Here is a 17,791-nt window from a genome sequence, read left to right on the forward strand (position 1 = left end):
TTCCACGCCGCAACATGCACCTGCAGGATTCTTATAAGCATAAATATTTTTTTGATGGCGGTGTTCCCTCAAAACGAACCAGCTGAAGACTACAGTAATATTTTTCATTGTCAGGCGGATTGTCAAGCTAAGTGCAATACTTTCTCAAAATGGACCTCATATGGTGTTCTGTAGTTTTTACCTTCATCAAAAATATGGGTACATATCCCGCCAGTCATCCTCGGTTTGTATTTTCTCTGGCTCGATAATCCCCTGCTGGGTAAACTGGGCGTATATTTCGTTGGCCAGCTCGTACTTATCCTTGTAGTAGTGATAGAAGGTTTGCTTGCTGACCTCCGCAGGCGAATTGCCTCCCAGGGCAGGTATTCTATGGAGACGCTTCTTCCTAAACCAATATTGCTTAATAGCAAAGGCTTTCGCCATCGCCAGGCATATCATAATTTCCCACATGACGGGCCATGAGCAGGGAACGCATCGTATGACGGGTAATGGTAGCGTGAGCAACATTATCCAAATGCGTAAGATAAAGTCTAGCCTGAGGTGCTTCCATGGCCACAGACCAAACGTCCTCATCATTCATAATCAAACGGCCATTTTCTACCAATTCAGCAGCGGAACAGTTAAGGGCAATAACCTCCGGGTTGAATTTGCGAATATTTTCCTGCACTTCAGGATACCAAACTGTATCCCCAGCCAGATAGAACGTTTTCTCCTTAGGGGAGGTAAACATGATCCCCATGGCTTCACCACAAGGAACTACAGTTCCATGACGAGCAGGCACCTGCGTCAGCCTTGCCGCACCAAAATCCATCCCCTCACGGGAAAGGACGATAATCTTCCTAAAGCCAGATTTCTCGAAAACAGCTGCATCTTCCTCATTTTGACAGATGACTGGTACATCTTTGTCTAAGGGAGCCCCCACTGTGCCATCCATTGCCATATCAATGTGATCCGGATGAATATGCGTTACCACATAATAATCAACCCCCTGCAATATTTCTTCCACGGACATGGGCAGGTCATAAAATGGCATAGCCATGTTCTCCTTTACAGGATCTGGCACATGGAAGGGCATCCCCGGTATGTCAACAAACGACAGCACATGTTTGGGTGACAGCCATGGGTCAATCAAAAAGGTCTTGCCGGCAAATTCCAAACGGTTGGTGGCATTACGTATCTGTGTCAATTTCATGTTAAAAACTCCTCTCACATATAGATTGCTGACTTATCTCTTACTGCTATTCTAACAATCGAATAATCCGTCAACAAGCAAATGCTTCGGCACTTGCCGCAACCATTCTGTTGCGGTAAACTAAAACCAGGAGGTGTTTTCCATGAATCAAAAACAGCTGGAATACTTCATCGAGGCCTATCGCAGCCGCAATATTCAAGCTGCGGCTGATAAACTATATGTCAGCCGTCAGGGCATCAGCAAAATCATCCGCCAGTTGGAAAAAGAGCTTGGTCAAGTTCTTTTTACCCGCACACCACGCGGTCTGGAACCAACGGATTATGCCACCACACTGCTTCCCCATGCCCAGCGTCTTTTGGATGATTATCGCTATATCGAGGGCATGAATCCCCTGGCCTCCCAGTCAAAAAGCGTCGTTACCATTTATGCCCTTGACCATATCCTGGCCTACCTGGGTGCCAATTTCCTGCTGGACTTCCATGCGGCCCACCCCGATATTATCCTCAGCGTTGTGGATACCACAGATGATGCTGCCCTCGACGGCCTTGCCGCCAAGAAATGCAATTTCGCCATAGTGACAGGCCCTTTGGACAACAGCCGTTTCCAGGGTGATGAGCTATTCTTTTCTCGATACTGTGTCCGCCTCCATAAAAACCATCCCCTGGCCGCCAAACAAGAACTATGCTATGCCGATTTGGATGGAGAAACCATCATCAGCAAAGGCCGGGCTTATCAATGTTTCCGGGATAACATTGATCGGCACATTCTCCTGCCAGGGCTGAATGTAAAGATTCTTGGCGAAACAGCAGATGAATCAATCATCACGGAACTGGTGGCTCAGAATCACGCCATCAACATCGGCTACGATTATGCAGCAGTTTTAAATACCCATGAGGATATCGTTCTTCGCCCTTTGGGTGAAGGCACAGAAAAAGGACAGAGTGTTTACCTTATCACGGATAAATACACTCTGCCCACAACTGCCAGCAAGAAATTCCGTCAGTTTATCTTGGATTGGCTGCCAGCAAGCGGCAAACACATCGTTTTACCTAGCTTTTTCCCATTAGTTTAGCTCGGACTACACCGTTTTCTCAGGAATGACTGATCAGCAGCTTCCTGGTCAAATCAGACTGACTGTTCCGGTAGAGAAACAGGGCCAAGATACCGCTGAAGAGGCTGGCTATCGGCGGCATTTTCGAAAAGATTTCTGAATGCATACAATCTCCTTCAGCAGCCCGGGCATACAAAAAAGGCCCGGGTTCTGCATTTAATACAGAATCCGGGCTCACCCGACACCTTATCCGACAGGCGGCCTGCAGGAAATCCTGCTATCCCCCGTGCTACGGCACTCTGTCCTCCGGTGACCAATATATGGATAGTATATTAACAGCAAAGCATTGACATGTCAATCCTCTTTGTTGTCGTTTAGGGCAAGATTCCCTGCAGATAGGTGAAACCACCCATCATATTGCGAACCTCAAAGCCTGACTGCTTCAGCATGCGTTCCATGAAATATCCGTTCATGCCAATTTTGCAGATGACCACCAGAGGACGTTTTTTATCCAGCTTATCCAGCTGTTCCCGCATTTTTGCCGCCGGGATATTGATTGCTCCCTCTACATGGCCTGCCGCAAACATTTCCGGCGGACGCACATCGATGATCAATGCCCCCCGTTCCTGTTCTGCCGCCAGTTCCGCCGGCAGCAGGGGATTGGTCAGGCCCTGCAGGATGTTATCGCCATAGTATCCGGCCATATTCACCGGGTCTTTGGCTGAAGAGAAGGGTGGCGCATAGGCAAGCTCCAAATCTTCCAAATCATACACCGTGCCGCCTAAACGCAAAACAGCAGCCAATACATCAATCCGCTTGTCCACACCCTTTTTACCAATTGCCTGGGCACCAAGGACCTTGCCATCCTGCAGGCTGAACAGCACCTTCAGGGCGAAGGGCTCCGCCTGGGGATAATAGGACGCATGGTCATTGGGATAGGTGATGGTATAACGATAGTCTTTGCCATAAACCAGCCCCGCCTTCTGCAAGGCCCGCTCGTTTTTGCCAGTGGCGGCAGCAGTCAAAGAAAAGACCTTGAGCACTGAACTACCCACCACACCGGCATACTTGCGTTTTTTGCCAGCAATATTGTCAGCGGCCAGCCGCCCCTGACGGTTGGCGGGACCAGCCAAAGGCAGCGCCGCCTTCTTTCCCGTCAGGCCGTCAAAGGTCATCACCGCATCACCTACGGCAAAGACTGCCGGGGCACTGGTCTGCATATATTCATCAACTAAAATATGCCCTCGCTCTCCCAGCTTGATACCGCTGTCCTGCAGGAATACCGTATCCGGGCGCACGCCGATGGCCAGCACCACAAAATCAGCCGTCAGCACTTCCTGAGGAATTTTAACGCCAATGGTGCCATCCTCATGATGAAGGAATTCCTGTACGCCCTGCTCCAATAGCAGCTTCACGCCATTCTGACGCAGTTCTGCTTCTGCCAGAGCTGCCATATCCGTATCAAAAGGAGCCAGAATATGGGGTGCTGCTTCCACCAATGTCACGGACAGGCCCTGGGCCTGCAGATTCTCCGCCGCCTCCACGCCGATGAAACCGCCGCCGACCACCACGGCACGCCCCTGAGGATAATCCCCGGCCAGCTTCTTCAAGACCGCAGCATCTGGTACATTGCGCAGGGTTACAATGCGTTCATGGTCGATGCCCGGAATCGGCGGCCGCAGGGGCTGGGCACCTGGAGACAGCAACAGGGCATCATAGCTTTCCGGATATTCTTCCTCCCCATGGCGAATGATTACCTGGCGGGCTGCCGTATCCACCTTTATGACTTCGCTCTGCACCCGCACATCCACATGAAAAAGCCCGCGGAATTTTGCCGGTGTCATCACCAGCAAATCTTCCTGCCGAGGAATAACGCCCCCTACATAATAGGGCAGGCCGCAATTGGCAAAGGAAATATCGCCGCCACGCTCCACCAGAATGATTTCTGCCCCTTCGTCCAGCCGCCGCAGACGGGCAGCTGCCGTAGCACCGCCTGCCACGCCGCCAACTACGATATATTTTGCCATAATCATACCTCCAAACGAATATCAATTTCTCGATGTTATTATGATTATAGCAATTTACCGGATAATCGTTCGTGATTCAATCACTTTTACATATCCGTGCAAGGTTTGCTGGATTCCCTAGACCCGCATTGGCCCAGAGTTTTGATATTTTTTTATATGTACTTGCTATGTCATACCGCTACTACCTGCATTTTGCAAGTCTTTCTGCAAATAAGTCAAAAATTCCCTTACGCAAGCCCTTGAAAAAGTGCTCACTTAAGGGGATTTCATTCACTATCTTTAGTGGTCAGACTTCAGCCCAGCCCCGCACATGGAGATCAGGGCATCGCAGGTACGTCCATGCTCCTCGCAACAATGGTCCCGATTACCGGGAACCACGTTTGCCTTAGCGCCATGTGCTTCAATCATCCGGATCTTTTTGTCGGAGGTTCCCTCGGGAACGAAGATTTCGCAATCTATGCCCACGCGGCCAGCATAAGCCGCCACACTATTACCGGCATTGCCGCTGCTATCCTGAACGGCATGTTTGATCCCCAGCCATTTCATATAGGCCACCAATACGGCAGCGCCCCGGTCCTTGAAGGAAAGAGTGGGCATATAGTAGTCCAGCTTCCACAAACCGCCGCAATCACATTTTGCCTTCAAGGTCTGAATCTCTTCTTCATGACCGCATTTGCTGCATACATATTTCATTTTGATGCCCCATAGCCTTTCCCCCTACTGGTTCAGCATTTCGTATGATACTTCCTCCTTGTTGAATAATATTTTATATCTATATAAAAATTTATATGGCTCTTCACCCGTAAGTGTGGGTGAAAATTTAGTATCAACAGTGTCTCAAGCCGCATGAATTGCGGTTCGAGGACGATTCGGCAATGGTACGACAATGTTGGAACATCCGAGCATGACCAAATCAATCATGTTCTGGATGTTTCGGAAGCCGTACGCACGCCGGATAATCAGCTTGATTTTGTTGTTCATCGATTCCACTCTGGCGTTGCTGACCTGCTCTTGGATGGTGTTCAGGATGTGGTCCTTGTGGCGCATGATCTTGCGCTGGAGCTCCACGAACTCCGGGATGCGGCAATGCCTCGCCCATTGAACCCACTTGTGGAGCGCGTGCTCTGCTTCTTCGACATCCGTCATCTTCAACAGGAGCCGCAGGTCTTCCTTGAGCAGATAGCTGCGGTAGAGCCGGTTGTCGTGGTTCTGGATCATCTCCAGCTTGCGCTGCTGGCTCTCCGTCAGGTTCTCCGGCGCTTTGCCGAGAGCAAAGGTCGAGCCCTTGATTTCTTTCGCTTCCTTGCGGGCAGCCGCGAGCTCGGCGGCATGGGCGTCGTCCTTTTTCGGACGTCCCTTGCTGTTCTTGCCGAGCTCCCGCACTCTCGCCTGCGCAGTGCGCCACGCCTCGCGCCGCACCTTGTCGAGTGCGTCCATGCTCCATTCCACGACATGGAAGGAGTCGATGCAGCGCGTGGCATTCGGCAGGTACTTCTCGACGCACGCTGTAATCCATTGTGCGCCGTCCGCCGTCACGGTCTTGATGGATGCGCGTTGCTCTTCCGTCAGGCTCTCCATGAACCGGGCGAGGACGTCTTTCCCGTAGCCCTCGCCAGCCCACACGACGGTGTTCGTCTCGTGGTTCACGACGATGGTGATGTACTTGTGTCCCTTGCGGTAGCTGGTCTCGTCGATGCCGATGCTAACAAGCCCGTCGAGGCGCTTGCTGATGTCCGGCTCGAGGTACTGGTGCGCGCGATGGACGCAACGTCCGACGGTGTCCCACTTGATGCGCATGTACGAGGCAACGGCGCTCTTGCTCAGCTGGAGGGTCATCCACGTCACCACCATGTCGAACGTCTTCGTGAATTGAGAGCGCGGGAAGGCCCACGACACGCTGGCGGCATGAACGCCGTGCTCGGGGCAGAAGACGCGCGGCAGGCGGTAGCGAAGGTAGACGAGAATGCCGTGGTTGTCCAGGGCACGCCACAGACGCGGCTGAGGTTGCGCATGGTCGTATCCGGGGCAACGTTTTCCGCAGACGGGGCAGAGATGCTGCTCCCGTTTGTACGGGCGTAGATCGATGATGATGCACTTCGTTCCATCCGAATGCTGGTGCAGGTTGATGTCCTCCACAACCGAGTGGTTGACATCACAGAAAATCCTGGCTAGAGTAGAAGTAGAAATCACTTGCACGGACTCCTTTGCGAAGGCAGTTTGTTTAGCAGCTTCTACTATAGCAGAGCGTGCAAGTGATTTCTTTTTTCATGCTGGCTTACCCACAGTTATGGGAGAAGCCTCCATTTTTTTGCTGTAATCAAAAGCGACAACCGAAGCGCCTCTTTGTGCAAGATACGAAGAATAATTTCCATTGCCACACGCAATATCCAAAATGTAATCCGCAGGATTAGGAGATAGAAGTTCCGTTACTTTGGGACGCACTACCTCTCTGTGAAATTCATTAGATTCGTCACCCATTGCATTATCCCAAAATTGTGCGTTCTCCTCCCAGATTTTTTTACTTTCCTCTGTTCCCATGTTCTCTCCCACTCCCCAAATTTGCTTTTTTGCTTCCATTAAATCTTCCTTACTATATTCCATTGTTACCCTCCATAACTTCTGATTGTTGCCGTCTTGACGATTATGTATCTTTACATTACCTTCTGAAACATATGGCGCACCTTGTCCAGGCGGCTGTTTGGACGGCGGGGCTGGATGACCGGCTGACCGACAGCGGCCTGATATCCTTTCAGCTCTGTAAGGCATACGCTCCGCCCGTTGGTGTAAAAGGCCAGATCAGTACGGTATGCCTGTATACAGCGGGCGGGAATCTCGCCAGTAAAGACAACTTCATCCTTTTTTACCTGGGCCGTTTCGATGGTGGCACAGTATTTCGGTGCATCATGATAAGCCCTGGAAAGGTATTCCTGGGGCGCATAGAGGATGAAGGAGAGATAAGGTTCCAGCAGCTGCGTCCCCGATTCCTTCAATGCCTGTTCCAATACAATCGGGGCCAATGAGCGGAAGTCCGCCGGCGTGCTGACCGGACTGTAATAAAGCCCGTATTCAAAGCAAATCTTACAGTCCGTTACGTTCCAGCCGAACAAGCCCTGCTCCAGCCCGTAACGGATACCATCCCTGACAGCGTTTTGAAAACTCTGGTTCAAGTATCCCAGCGAAACCCGGCTCTCGTATTGTACACCGGAGCCAAGCGAGAGTGGTGTAACAGACAGTCCTATGGATGCCCAAAACGGGTTGGGCGGCACCTCGATATGGATGGTGTGGCTGGCTGCTTTGAGCGGCCGCTCCATATAAATGACGGAGGGTTCCTTTACCACTGTTTCAAGCTTGTATTTTTCCGACAGCAAAGCGGAAACAACCTCCAACTGCACCCGGCCCAAAAAAGAAAGAATGATCTCATGGGTGATGGAATCCACTTCGCAACGCAAAAGCGGGTCAGTATCCGCAAGTTGCGTAAGAGCGTCCAGCAGCCGTTCTCTTTGCGCTGCCGTTTTCGGCGCAATCGTCGTCCGCAGCATGGGGAGGGGGTCCTCGCGCCACCTTTTACGAGGGAGCCGGGTTTGGTCCCCTAATACATCGTTTAACCTCACGCTGTCGCTGGGAAGGATAACAATTTCACCCTGATAAGCGGTGTCTGTCCGAACAATTTCCCCTTTGGATGGAATACGCATCTCTGTGATTTTCAGCTTTTCTCTCCCGGCCAGGGCCACCGTATCCCGCAGGCGCAGCGTTCCGCTGTATAACCGTAGATAGACACGCCGCTGGCCGCAATCGGTGTACTCAACCTTGAAAACGCTGCCGCATAGGGCGGCGCCCCCCTGTTCCCCAATCGGTTGGAACAGCCCTGTCACCGCATCCATCAACGGTTGAATGCCAAGGCCATTTTTGGCGCTGCCATGATAGACTGGGAACAGGGAGGCGTCTTGAACCCGCTGCTGTTCCTCCCGCGCAAGTTTTTCCCGGCTGATTGGTTCTCCTGCGATATACTTTTCCAATAATTCATCGTTATTTTCGATGACCGCATCCCATGCTTCTATGTCGGTATTTTCCTCCAGGACTATTTCCGGGGACAGCGACACCGTCTGCTTGATGATAATATCGGCGGAGAGCTTATCCCGAACAGACTGAATCACGCTCTGCAAATCAACGCCAGCCTGGTCGATCTTGTTGATAAAGATAACGGTGGGAATGTTCATTTTCCGCAGGGCATGGAACAGAATACGGGTCTGGGCCTGCACGCCATCTTTAGCGGAGATCACCAAGATGGCCCCATCTAAAACAGCCAAAGAGCGGTACACCTCCGCCAAAAAATCCATGTGGCCGGGCGTATCCACAATGTTAACTTTACATCTGTGCCACTGGAAGGAAGTGACTGCCGCTTGAATGGTAATCCCACGCTGCCGCTCCAAAAACATGGTGTCCGTCCTCGTTGTCCCTTTTTCGACGCTCCCCGGTTCTGAAATGGCTCCGCTGGCATATAGCAGGCTCTCCGTCAAGGTCGTCTTTCCAGCGTCTACATGGGCAAGAATTCCAATATTGATTATTTTCATGTGATTGTCCTCCCTTTACAGCCCCAAAGGGCATAAAAATCCCCAGCAGTAAAATACTTTTACCACTGGGGATTATAAGTTGCGGACATACACATATACAGCATACACCTGTTTGTGATTGCTGTTTTTGGGGATATGTCAAAATTGATAAGGCAAAAGTATTCTTAAATTGGGTACAAAAAACTAAGCCCCTACAAAAGGAGCTATCATAATCCTTTGTTCCCACTATTTGATTATAGTTTTATTTAAGAATACCTTGCCGCATATTTTTTACTCCTTTTCTGGATTAAATCATTGTATCACATCAGTTTTAGGAAAGCAAGTACCTAAAAGAAATTTTTCTTCCCCTTATATGTAACAATCATACCGGCTTCCTAGCGTTCAGAATGTTTTCTGCTGTCTGCTGTGGTGTTTGGTTGGAATTGTCCAACCAAAAGCCGATCCGTGGTGTTGTCTGCATTTTACTAAATACAAATTCAATGTATACAGAAAGATATAAGGAGTGGGAGGGATTCCGCCGTAGTTGGCATTGTAGGAAAATCCAAAAGTTTAGATTTTCCCACAATGCTTATCTTTTGGTGGCTCTTCACCCGTAAGTGTGGGTGAAAATTTAGTATCAACAGTGTCTCAAGCCGCATGAATTGCGGTTCGAGGACGATTCGGCAATGGTACGACAATGTTGGAACATCCGAGCATGACCAAATCAATCATGTTCTGGATGTTTCGGAAGCCGTACGCACGCCGGATAATCAGCTTGATTTTGTTGTTCATCGATTCCACTCTGGCGTTGCTGACCTGCTCTTGGATGGTGTTCAGGATGTGGTCCTTGTGGCGCATGATCTTGCGCTGGAGCTCCACGAACTCCGGGATGCGGCAATGCCTCGCCCATTGAACCCACTTGTGGAGCGCGTGCTCTGCTTCTTCGACATCCGTCATCTTCAACAGGAGCCGCAGGTCTTCCTTGAGCAGATAGCTGCGGTAGAGCCGGTTGTCGTGGTTCTGGATCATCTCCAGCTTGCGCTGCTGGCTCTCCGTCAGGTTCTCCGGCGCTTTGCCGAGAGCAAAGGTCGAGCCCTTGATTTCTTTCGCTTCCTTGCGGGCAGCCGCGAGCTCGGCGGCATGGGCGTCGTCCTTTTTCGGACGTCCCTTGCTGTTCTTGCCGAGCTCCCGCACTCTCGCCTGCGCAGTGCGCCACGCCTCGCGCCGCACCTTGTCGAGTGCGTCCATGCTCCATTCCACGACATGGAAGGAGTCGATGCAGCGCGTGGCATTCGGCAGGTACTTCTCGACGCACGCTGTAATCCATTGTGCGCCGTCCGCCGTCACGGTCTTGATGGATGCGCGTTGCTCTTCCGTCAGGCTCTCCATGAACCGGGCGAGGACGTCTTTCCCGTAGCCCTCGCCAGCCCACACGACGGTGTTCGTCTCGTGGTTCACGACGATGGTGATGTACTTGTGTCCCTTGCGGTAGCTGGTCTCGTCGATGCCGATGCTAACAAGCCCGTCGAGGCGCTTGCTGATGTCCGGCTCGAGGTACTGGTGCGCGCGATGGACGCAACGTCCGACGGTGTCCCACTTGATGCGCATGTACGAGGCAACGGCGCTCTTGCTCAGCTGGAGGGTCATCCACGTCACCACCATGTCGAACGTCTTCGTGAATTGAGAGCGCGGGAAGGCCCACGACACGCTGGCGGCATGAACGCCGTGCTCGGGGCAGAAGACGCGCGGCAGGCGGTAGCGAAGGTAGACGAGAATGCCGTGGTTGTCCAGGGCACGCCACAGACGCGGCTGAGGTTGCGCATGGTCGTATCCGGGGCAACGTTTTCCGCAGACGGGGCAGAGATGCTGCTCCCGTTTGTACGGGCGTAGATCGATGATGATGCACTTCGTTCCATCCGAATGCTGGTGCAGGTTGATGTCCTCCACAACCGAGTGGTTGACATCACAGAAAATCCTGGCTAGAGTAGAAGTAGAAATCACTTGCACGGACTCCTTTGCGAAGGCAGTTTGTTTAGCAGCTTCTACTATAGCAGAGCGTGCAAGTGATTTCTTTTTTCATGCTGGCTTACCCACAGTTATGGGAGAAGCCTCATTTATATATGGATTTTATAAAATAAGGCTCAGCGTTTACCGCGAACCTCATCCAGATAACTGTATACCGTAACCTTATTTACCCCCAGGCGCTCTGCCACCTGCTCAATGCTGCCTTTCAGCTGGAAGATGCCTCGTGTGTCCATGATGCGTATCTTGGCGATGCGTTTCTCACGGGAAAGGGCTGATGTCTCACAATCGGCCAAGATGTTATCAATCAGCGAATTGACAAAGTGCTCAAAGCTTTGGCCAATCTTCCCGTCCTCTATTTTACTTTAAAGCAATCAATTGGACAGCAGGAAATCTAGCCTGTATCACGAAGTTATGGAGAAGCGAACGTTCCATTTTTCGTTCCCAGAAGGTATTTCATAAAGGAGCTATACGGCGTTTGAGACACGCAACGGCCATCGAAGGAGGAATATCTATGAATACCCTCAAAACCGTCGCCGCCAATATCTTTGACCTGGAAAAGGACCGCGCTCCCTTGGAAGAAATCGCGGCGCGCATCTATAGCGGCGGCACCCTCAAAGGCACAAACATGTGCATCCTGATTCTTGCCATTTTCATTGCCTCGATTGGTCTGAACATGAACAGCACCGCCGTCATCATCGGTGCCATGCTGATCTCGCCCCTGATGGGGGTCATCATGTCCCTAGGCTATGGCATGGCTACTTATGACAGCGCTTATGTCCGGGAATCCTTCCTGAAGCTCGTGTTTCAGGTCAGTCTCTCCGTCCTGACCTCAGCGGTATATTTTACCCTCTCCCCCATTGACACCGCTTCCACAGAACTTCTAGCCCGCACGGAGCCGACCATCTGGGACGTGCTTATCGCCATCTTTGGCGGCCTGGCCGGCATCATCGGCAGCACCCGCATCGAAAAGAGCAATGTGATTCCCGGCGTAGCTATCGCCACCGCCCTGATGCCGCCCTTGTGCACGGCAGGCTATGGACTGGCCACCTATTCGCCCAAGTTCTTCTTTGGCGCGCTCTACCTCTTCTTTATCAACAGTTTCTTCATCTGCCTGACCACCTTTATCGTGCTGAAATTCATCAAGATTCCTGCCAAGACCTATGTATCCGAGCAAGTTTTCCGCCGCCAGCGCTGGCTGCTCTCCCTGTTGGGCGTGCTCATCATCCTGCCCAGCATGTATATGGCCTACCAGAGCATCCGCAACAATCTGGAACATGCTCAGGTCAAAGCCTATATCGAAAGCAATTTCCAGCAAGGAAACCCGCAGGTCGTCGCCTTTCATCTGAATCCCCAGGAGAAAAAACTGGATCTGACTCTTATCGGCCGGACGGTTACCGATGAAGAACAGGCCGAACTGGAAAAAAATCTGCAGACTTATTCCCATTTTGCAGACTGGAACCTGCATATCATTCAGAACGATCTGTCCGGCACCGTCCGCGCTGAGGATGTCCAAAACCTCATCAACACCCAGTGGAACGCCGCTGGCGGAGCCAGCCTTGCCAAGACCCAGGAAGATTTGCGCAAGTACAAGGAACTGAGCATGCGTTACAGCCCCGCCTACCAGCGATTCGAGGCCGACCAAAAGCTGCTGGCCAGCATACGGGAAAAAGCCCCTATCCTGTTCCCCTCCTTCACCGGCGTTGAAGGAGCCACCGTTGCCACGGAAAACAAGGATGGCCAAATCATCCCCACAGGATTCCTGGCCGTCATTACATGCAAATCACCACTTACCGAAGACGAACAAGCCCGCTTGCAAAAATGGCTAAATGCTGAAGCTGAACTTCCCGTAAGTTTTATCCTGCGAATTACACCAGAAACAGATTAATACATTATGGAGTATCCCAGGTCATTTGAGTATAAATCAATTTATATTTATATGTTTTTCATTTTTTGCTATACGAGGTGATTCCATGAATTTTTTGCGTATCAGTAAGGAAGCCTTATCCATAGCCATGGCCTATGTGGGCGTTTTGGTGGGAGCAGGGCTTTCTTCCGGCCAGGATATGCTGCAATACTTTTTGAGTTTCGGACAAGCAGGGATCTGGGGTGTGATTGCCCTCGGCTTGCTGAATGTCATCTTTGGCCGGATTATTGTGACGCTTGGTTCGCATTATCAATCCAGCAACCATCAGGAAGTGCTGGAACAAATCGCCCATCCCGTCATCAATCGCATCATTGACGTTACGTTGATCATTTCCTGTTTTGTTGTCGGCTTTGTCATGGTGGCTGGTGCCGGGGCCAATTTACAGCAGCAGTTCGGGCTGCCCAGCTGGTCAGGAGCTTTGCTCTGCTCCCTGCTGATCATTGTCATCTCCTTTATGGATTTCAACAAAATCACACGGGTGCTGGGAATCTTTACCCCCCTTATCATTTTGATGATCCTGGTGGTAACGGCCTACACCTTTGCTGGAAAAACCTATGATTTTACGGCGCTCAATGCGGTGGCAGACACCATGGAACCTGTTATGCCGAATATCTACCTGTCGGTGATGAATTATTTTGCCCTCTGCGTGATGAATGGCGTTTCCATGGCATTGGTGCTCGGCGGCTCCGTCATCCGCATCAGCGATGCAGAAAAAGGCGGTGCCTTAGGCGGCGTGATCATCGGCGTTATCGTTACCTGCGCGGCACTGGCCCTCTTTGCCAATCTGGACATGGTCAAGGATGCCGAAATCCCCATGCTCATGATTGTCAACCACATCCATCCTCTGTTTGCCTTTGCCTATGCGCTGGTCATCTTTGCCTTGATTTTCAACACGGCCTTCAGTCTTTATTACGCCACCGCCCGCCGTTTCGCCGGTGATGATGTACGCAAAATGCATCGTTATATCATTGGCATTGTAATCTTGGGCTATATCTGCAGCTTCGGCGGTTTCACCAAGCTGGTATCCTGGATGTATCCCCTGCTGGGCTATATGGGATTCCTGGTTTTGGCGGTGCTGTCCGTTGCCTGGATTCAGGAGAGGGACAATATCATTCGGGAAAAATTCCTGCGCCGCAAGATGATCCGCCTGCTGTTCCGCAAATACGACGACGATTATGAGTTTACCCGCCAAAACAAACAGACATTCCAAAAACTCGGGGAAATGTCTGCGGCTGATACGGAAGGCCTCAAAAAAGACATCAAAGCCTATGTAGAAGATGTTGTGGAAAATCATGATGACCTGCAAGCTTACGCCAAGGAGAATTTGTCCATGGAGGGCTCGCCCTTAAAGAAAGAAAAAAAGGAATAATGCACGGTGTCTTTTCTCATTGACAATAAACCCATAAATGAACGATAATGGGCGAACATGTCTTTTGGACACAGTACACCAAGCGAGGTAATTTATGGACGAAGCTTTCGCGGTCATCATGGCCTTTTCCCGTCTATATGCAGGTGTCCACTACCCCAGCGATGTAGTAGGTGGCATAATCGTAGCCTTTGTTGGCAGCTGCCTGACCTGGCACTTGCGCAGCACCATCTTTGACCGGAAATAACCTCACGAAAATTTTCAGCAACTCCCTGGGGTTCGTCTACCCGTGCTAAGTTCCCTTAAAGCAGACACACGTAAAGAGGCTATTGCATGTGTGAGCATATCACTTACATGCAATAGCCTCTTCTTTTATTTCATATTCTCCCACCAGGACGCAAAGTTCTGCTTTTTGCCACCGTCAAGATAAGCCGCCTCCCCGATTTCCGGGGTCAGCAGTTTATACCCCCGCCCCTGGCTAAAGCGGGTCAGTTCCCGGTAAGGTTCCTGCCAGGGATGACGGGAAAGGGCGAACTTGCCACCATGGGCTGGCAGCAGCATTTTCGCCCCTACATCCGATGCGGCCTGGGCGGTTTCCTCTGGCAGCATATGGATGGCATGCCAGGCCATATTGTACTGGCCTTTTTCGCCAAGCATCAGCTCAAAACCGCCAAACTTTAGCACTATTATCTTAGCAAACTTGCAATGCTTTTGGCAACTCTTCTACATTAAGGGTAAGTGTCAAGTTTTTTCGATATGGCAGTGCCCATAAGTCATCCTGAGTTGCATGGTACAACATCATAATTTTCTACAGTACAAGTGTCTTTTCCATCGGTCAGATTATTGCACCTACAAGATTATTATTCGCTCCATAGACTCAATATCATTCTGCCCCCCATACATACTGTCTCCGGACAACAGAAAACCAGCATCAAATTAAATGAAATGCCAGTTTTCTGTTCGTAATCTCTATGGATGATGTCCTGTGATCACCACTGAATTTTTCACATGTCAAAAAACATACTGATTACTGGCAAAATCAACGTATATATGAACAGCAATTCGACGGGGCAAATTGACTCGTCAAACTGCTACTTTTATCGGCTAAAAGCCCAATATTAAGCAAGGGGATTTTGTGAATAATTATCAGCACTTGCCGCAATGGCTGCATCCATTGCATATCAACCTGCTGCCGCAGGCATGGCAATGCGGACCGTCATAAGCGGCTCTATAGCAATCCTCTGACGTTACCGGAATGCCAATGGCATACCGCAGGTCAAAATGCATGGGCTTGCCCTTAAAATTCAAACCTGCCTTAAATGCCTGCTCCGCCTGTTTCTGCTTGCTGTTCAAGCGATAATGCTTGCCGTCCTTAATAAAATACGAACCTATTTCGATGAAGGAAAAGGAGACATTGGCTGCCTGACACTCTTCATGCAAAGCCAGGACCCAATCATAATTGCAAGGCCGTGACCCTTCATAGTTTTCGCCGCCGCAGATAACCTGCTCTATGAAACCATCCTCTAGATAGGGCTTCAAACTTACGGCACCAATCAAGGGGGCGCACATAACACCTTTGTGCTTGAAGGGCAAATCCCTAAGCAAGGGTAATCTTTTATCGGTCATTTTTTGATTCTCGCAGGTGACATTGAACCAGATATTCTCCCAGCCGCTGCCAAAGTCCCGGGGCAGACAGTCCGCCACCCGTTCCGGGCGCTTGGTCAGCAGATAGAAAATGACATCCGGCCTCTGCCGCATGATTTCCCATGCCTCGTCCCGCCATTTGTCCGCCTCTTCCAGAAAAAAATCCGAAGTCATGCACACGCGGATAAGCTCGCCGCTCTTTATCTTATAACTGCCGTAACGGTCTTTCTGCAGCGGATAGGCAAAATTTTCCGTACGATAAATGACAGCGCCATCTTTGCCTCTTTGCTTATCCAGCGTATACATATAACAGTTGGCACAGCCGGGGCTGATTTTCCTGCAGCCATGCCATGGATTCCAGATGTCATGCATAATTTCTCACTCTGCCGCTTCTTTCGCCTCGATAGACGCCAATAAATCGGCAATGGTGACTTTCTTGAAATCGGCCAGCATATGCTGTCTGACCTCTTCGAGTCTGTCCCCTAACACCCCATGGATATTCCTGCCCACCGGGCACTTCGGATTGGGATTCTCCTGAAAGTGAAATAGATCCTCGTCCTCTTCCACAGCCTGGAAGACATCCCACAAGGTGATGTCTTCCGGGCTTTTTGTCAACTTTGCCCCACCGACACCTGCTGCCACATCCACCAGTCCGGCAGCTTTGAGCTGGCCCAATGTTTTCCGGATAATGACCGGGTTGACATTGACACTGCTGGCCAAAAAGGTGGAAGTAGCCTTGTACTCATCCTTGAATCGCTCGATACAAAGCAATATATGTGTCGCGACTGGCAAACGAAAAGAAAACTGCATGCAAAAACCTCCGTTATGTAGTCGTTGTACCATACGATATTACATCATCTGTAAAATGTCAACCAAAACCCTCCAGCAACCTATGACAATTAGGAAAGCATGTGCCGCAAATTTTTCCATTGTAACCATTGACATTACATCAAAGCGATGTTATCATCTTATTGTAATCGATATCATTACAACACAAACTCATTGGAGGAAAATCAAATGGCAAATTTCAACAAAATCAGTGTGGCAAGCGATGCAAGAACTGAGCTGCATGACAAATTGAATCTGACGGGGGCAGAGATCAGCGTCAACAACCTGCCCGCCGGAGCCGGTGTTCCCTTTGTACACTACCACAAGAAAAACGAGGAGATTTATTTCGTCACGGCCGGTAAGGGCACAGCTGTGATTGACGGGCAGACCGTAGAACTCGCAGCTGGCGATTGGCTGCGCATTGCCCCGGCTGCGCGGCGTCAATTCTCGGCGGCTGCCAATGAAGGCATCAGCTTCATCTGCATTCAGGTGCGAGAAAATTCCCTGGAGGAATATACTGCAGACGATGCTGAAGTAGAACAGTAAGATTAACCGTTATCAGATAGCAAAAGCCATCAATAAGCACAGATTGAGATATCTGCCTTATTGATGGCTTTTGCTATTAGTATTTCACTACGCCTTTAGCTGTATATTGCACGCTAAGGAAACCACCAGTTTCACGACTTATGAAAGATACTCAGCCAGTGCATAACCCAGATTTCCTTTGTAGTAAACATAGTAGTACCCGTTGCTGCCTGCTTTGACAAAGCGAACGTATTCCCCTAGCGGAATACGGGTAATCACCGCTGCATCCGCGGACGGTGCTGAACGCAGGCTTATCCACTCGTTACAGTTGGCCACACGGTATAACGTGCAATGAGGAGTCAGATAGCTGTATAATGCATAACCCGTATTCCCATGATAGCGGACATGGGCAAATATCATCTTTTGATAGCAGGGATCATTGTCATCAATAATATTCACCATATCTCCAAGTGGTATCTTCGCGATGACGGGAGCATCTGTAGATGCATATGCCCGAAGGCTTATCCAGCTTTCACAGTTGACAACATACATACCACCATCCGTATTCGTTGCCCCCGTAGATGCGACAGTATAATTGGGCACAATCAACAGACAAACCAGGAATACATAGAACCATATTCTTTTCATCTTATTCATAA

19 protein-coding genes are annotated in these 17,791 nt (G+C 50.3%); 5 read left to right on the plus strand and 14 right to left on the minus strand.

The genetic code is table 11. From position 1 onward, the window contains the following. Positions 1-186: 186 nt before the first annotated feature. On the minus strand, positions 187-438 hold the full coding sequence (locus FZ040_RS03450; RefSeq protein ID WP_149170702.1) for a TetR/AcrR family transcriptional regulator: 252 nt from the start codon (positions 436-438) through the stop codon (positions 187-189). After that, positions 401-1,192, minus strand: coding sequence for an MBL fold metallo-hydrolase (locus FZ040_RS03455; protein WP_149170703.1), 792 nt, complete (start codon positions 1,190-1,192; stop codon positions 401-403). Before FZ040_RS03455 ends, FZ040_RS03450 begins: the two co-directional genes overlap by 38 nt. A gap of 142 nt (positions 1,193-1,334) precedes the next feature. Here FZ040_RS03455 and FZ040_RS03460 point away from each other — a divergent pair, with 142 nt between their 5' ends. Beyond that, complete coding sequence (locus FZ040_RS03460) at positions 1,335-2,264, plus strand: LysR family transcriptional regulator (protein ID WP_149170704.1); 930 nt, start codon at positions 1,335-1,337, stop codon at positions 2,262-2,264. A 19-nt stretch (positions 2,265-2,283) separates the two neighbouring features. On the opposite strand, the gene FZ040_RS14215 is transcribed toward FZ040_RS03460, so the two are convergent. The 8 genes from FZ040_RS14215 to FZ040_RS03495 all read right to left on the minus strand — a co-directional run bounded on the left by FZ040_RS14215 (position 2,284) and on the right by FZ040_RS03495 (position 11,201). Continuing rightward, on the minus strand, positions 2,284-2,409 hold the full coding sequence (locus tag FZ040_RS14215) for a hypothetical protein (protein ID WP_255448714.1): 126 nt from the start codon (positions 2,407-2,409) through the stop codon (positions 2,284-2,286). A 208-nt stretch (positions 2,410-2,617) separates the two neighbouring features. Next, on the minus strand, positions 2,618-4,270 hold the full coding sequence (locus FZ040_RS03465; RefSeq protein WP_149170705.1) for an FAD-dependent oxidoreductase: 1,653 nt from the start codon (positions 4,268-4,270) through the stop codon (positions 2,618-2,620). Between the two features lie 279 nt (positions 4,271-4,549). Continuing rightward, a complete protein-coding gene (locus FZ040_RS03470) occupies positions 4,550-4,963 on the minus strand; it encodes a pyridoxal-phosphate dependent enzyme (protein ID WP_255448715.1) in 414 nt (137 codons plus the stop codon). Positions 4,964-5,107: 144 nt separating this feature from the next. Then, positions 5,108-6,460, minus strand: coding sequence for an ISL3 family transposase (locus FZ040_RS03475; protein WP_187620222.1), 1,353 nt, complete (start codon positions 6,458-6,460; stop codon positions 5,108-5,110). 75 nt (positions 6,461-6,535) lie between these two features. Then, positions 6,536-6,871 (minus strand): class I SAM-dependent methyltransferase, encoded by a 336-nt coding sequence (locus tag FZ040_RS03480; protein ID WP_439653900.1) that lies wholly within the window; start codon positions 6,869-6,871, stop codon positions 6,536-6,538. Positions 6,872-6,921: 50 nt separating this feature from the next. Then, positions 6,922-8,841, minus strand: a complete 1,920-nt coding sequence (gene tet(W), locus FZ040_RS03485) for a tetracycline resistance ribosomal protection protein Tet(W) (protein ID WP_149170707.1) — start codon at positions 8,839-8,841, stop codon at positions 6,922-6,924. A gap of 627 nt (positions 8,842-9,468) precedes the next feature. Further along, a complete protein-coding gene (locus FZ040_RS03490) occupies positions 9,469-10,821 on the minus strand; it encodes an ISL3 family transposase (protein ID WP_187620222.1) in 1,353 nt (450 codons plus the stop codon). 140 nt (positions 10,822-10,961) lie between these two features. After that, complete coding sequence (locus FZ040_RS03495) at positions 10,962-11,201, minus strand: helix-turn-helix domain-containing protein (protein WP_369407135.1); 240 nt, start codon at positions 11,199-11,201, stop codon at positions 10,962-10,964. A gap of 155 nt (positions 11,202-11,356) precedes the next feature. Here FZ040_RS03495 and FZ040_RS03500 point away from each other — a divergent pair, with 155 nt between their 5' ends. The 3 genes from FZ040_RS03500 to FZ040_RS03510 all read left to right on the plus strand — a co-directional run bounded on the left by FZ040_RS03500 (position 11,357) and on the right by FZ040_RS03510 (position 14,382). Beyond that, a complete protein-coding gene (locus tag FZ040_RS03500; RefSeq protein ID WP_149170708.1) occupies positions 11,357-12,730 on the plus strand; it encodes a DUF389 domain-containing protein in 1,374 nt (457 codons plus the stop codon). Between the two features lie 85 nt (positions 12,731-12,815). Next, on the plus strand, positions 12,816-14,138 hold the full coding sequence (locus FZ040_RS03505; RefSeq protein ID WP_187620223.1) for a YkvI family membrane protein: 1,323 nt from the start codon (positions 12,816-12,818) through the stop codon (positions 14,136-14,138). Positions 14,139-14,232: 94 nt separating this feature from the next. Further along, on the plus strand, positions 14,233-14,382 hold the full coding sequence (locus FZ040_RS03510; RefSeq protein ID WP_149170709.1) for a phosphatase PAP2 family protein: 150 nt from the start codon (positions 14,233-14,235) through the stop codon (positions 14,380-14,382). A gap of 125 nt (positions 14,383-14,507) precedes the next feature. On the opposite strand, the gene FZ040_RS03515 is transcribed toward FZ040_RS03510, so the two are convergent. From FZ040_RS03515 to FZ040_RS03525, 3 genes are all read right to left on the minus strand, one after another. Beyond that, complete coding sequence (locus FZ040_RS03515) at positions 14,508-14,792, minus strand: MBL fold metallo-hydrolase (protein WP_222930935.1); 285 nt, start codon at positions 14,790-14,792, stop codon at positions 14,508-14,510. Positions 14,793-15,281: 489 nt separating this feature from the next. Next, positions 15,282-16,151 carry a DUF5131 family protein gene (locus FZ040_RS03520; protein WP_149170710.1) on the minus strand — a complete coding sequence of 290 codons (870 nt, stop codon included), beginning with the start codon at positions 16,149-16,151 and terminating at the stop codon, positions 15,282-15,284. Positions 16,152-16,157: 6 nt separating this feature from the next. Continuing rightward, on the minus strand, positions 16,158-16,589 hold the full coding sequence (locus tag FZ040_RS03525; protein ID WP_074514579.1) for an Rrf2 family transcriptional regulator: 432 nt from the start codon (positions 16,587-16,589) through the stop codon (positions 16,158-16,160). Positions 16,590-16,796: 207 nt separating this feature from the next. Between FZ040_RS03525 and FZ040_RS03530 the strand changes: the two genes are divergently transcribed. Beyond that, entirely contained in the window at positions 16,797-17,153 is a 357-nt protein-coding gene (locus tag FZ040_RS03530) for a cupin domain-containing protein (RefSeq protein ID WP_014431083.1), read from the plus strand. A gap of 138 nt (positions 17,154-17,291) precedes the next feature. On the opposite strand, the gene FZ040_RS03535 is transcribed toward FZ040_RS03530, so the two are convergent. Then, the gene (locus tag FZ040_RS03535; RefSeq protein ID WP_014431082.1) at positions 17,292-17,789 is read right to left on the minus strand and encodes an SH3 domain-containing protein; all 498 of its coding nucleotides are present in this window, start codon (positions 17,787-17,789) and stop codon (positions 17,292-17,294) included. Between the last annotated feature and the right edge of the window lie 2 nt (positions 17,790-17,791).

This window comes from Pseudoselenomonas ruminis (genome assembly GCF_008271295.1).
GTDB classification, from domain to species: domain Bacteria; phylum Bacillota; class Negativicutes; order Selenomonadales; family Selenomonadaceae; genus Selenomonas_A; species Selenomonas_A ruminis.

Coding starts and splice junctions, on each gene's coding strand:
- FZ040_RS03450 (WP_149170702.1), bottom strand. CDS start 438: ATGATATGCCTGGCGATGGCGAAAGCCTTTGCTATTAAGCAATATTGG.
- FZ040_RS03455 (WP_149170703.1), bottom strand. CDS start 1,192: ATGAAATTGACACAGATACGTAATGCCACCAACCGTTTGGAATTTGCC.
- FZ040_RS03460 (WP_149170704.1), top strand. CDS start 1,335: ATGAATCAAAAACAGCTGGAATACTTCATCGAGGCCTATCGCAGCCGC.
- FZ040_RS14215 (WP_255448714.1), bottom strand. CDS start 2,409: ATGCATTCAGAAATCTTTTCGAAAATGCCGCCGATAGCCAGCCTCTTC.
- FZ040_RS03465 (WP_149170705.1), bottom strand. CDS start 4,270: ATGGCAAAATATATCGTAGTTGGCGGCGTGGCAGGCGGTGCTACGGCA.
- FZ040_RS03470 (WP_255448715.1), bottom strand. CDS start 4,963: ATGAAATATGTATGCAGCAAATGCGGTCATGAAGAAGAGATTCAGACC.
- FZ040_RS03480 (WP_439653900.1), bottom strand. CDS start 6,871: ATGGAATATAGTAAGGAAGATTTAATGGAAGCAAAAAAGCAAATTTGG.
- FZ040_RS03500 (WP_149170708.1), top strand. CDS start 11,357: ATGAATACCCTCAAAACCGTCGCCGCCAATATCTTTGACCTGGAAAAG.
- FZ040_RS03505 (WP_187620223.1), top strand. CDS start 12,816: ATGAATTTTTTGCGTATCAGTAAGGAAGCCTTATCCATAGCCATGGCC.
- FZ040_RS03510 (WP_149170709.1), top strand. CDS start 14,233: ATGGACGAAGCTTTCGCGGTCATCATGGCCTTTTCCCGTCTATATGCA.
- FZ040_RS03515 (WP_222930935.1), bottom strand. CDS start 14,792: ATGCTTGGCGAAAAAGGCCAGTACAATATGGCCTGGCATGCCATCCAT.
- FZ040_RS03520 (WP_149170710.1), bottom strand. CDS start 16,151: ATGCATGACATCTGGAATCCATGGCATGGCTGCAGGAAAATCAGCCCC.
- FZ040_RS03525 (WP_074514579.1), bottom strand. CDS start 16,589: ATGCAGTTTTCTTTTCGTTTGCCAGTCGCGACACATATATTGCTTTGT.
- FZ040_RS03530 (WP_014431083.1), top strand. CDS start 16,797: ATGGCAAATTTCAACAAAATCAGTGTGGCAAGCGATGCAAGAACTGAG.
- FZ040_RS03535 (WP_014431082.1), bottom strand. CDS start 17,789: ATGAATAAGATGAAAAGAATATGGTTCTATGTATTCCTGGTTTGTCTG.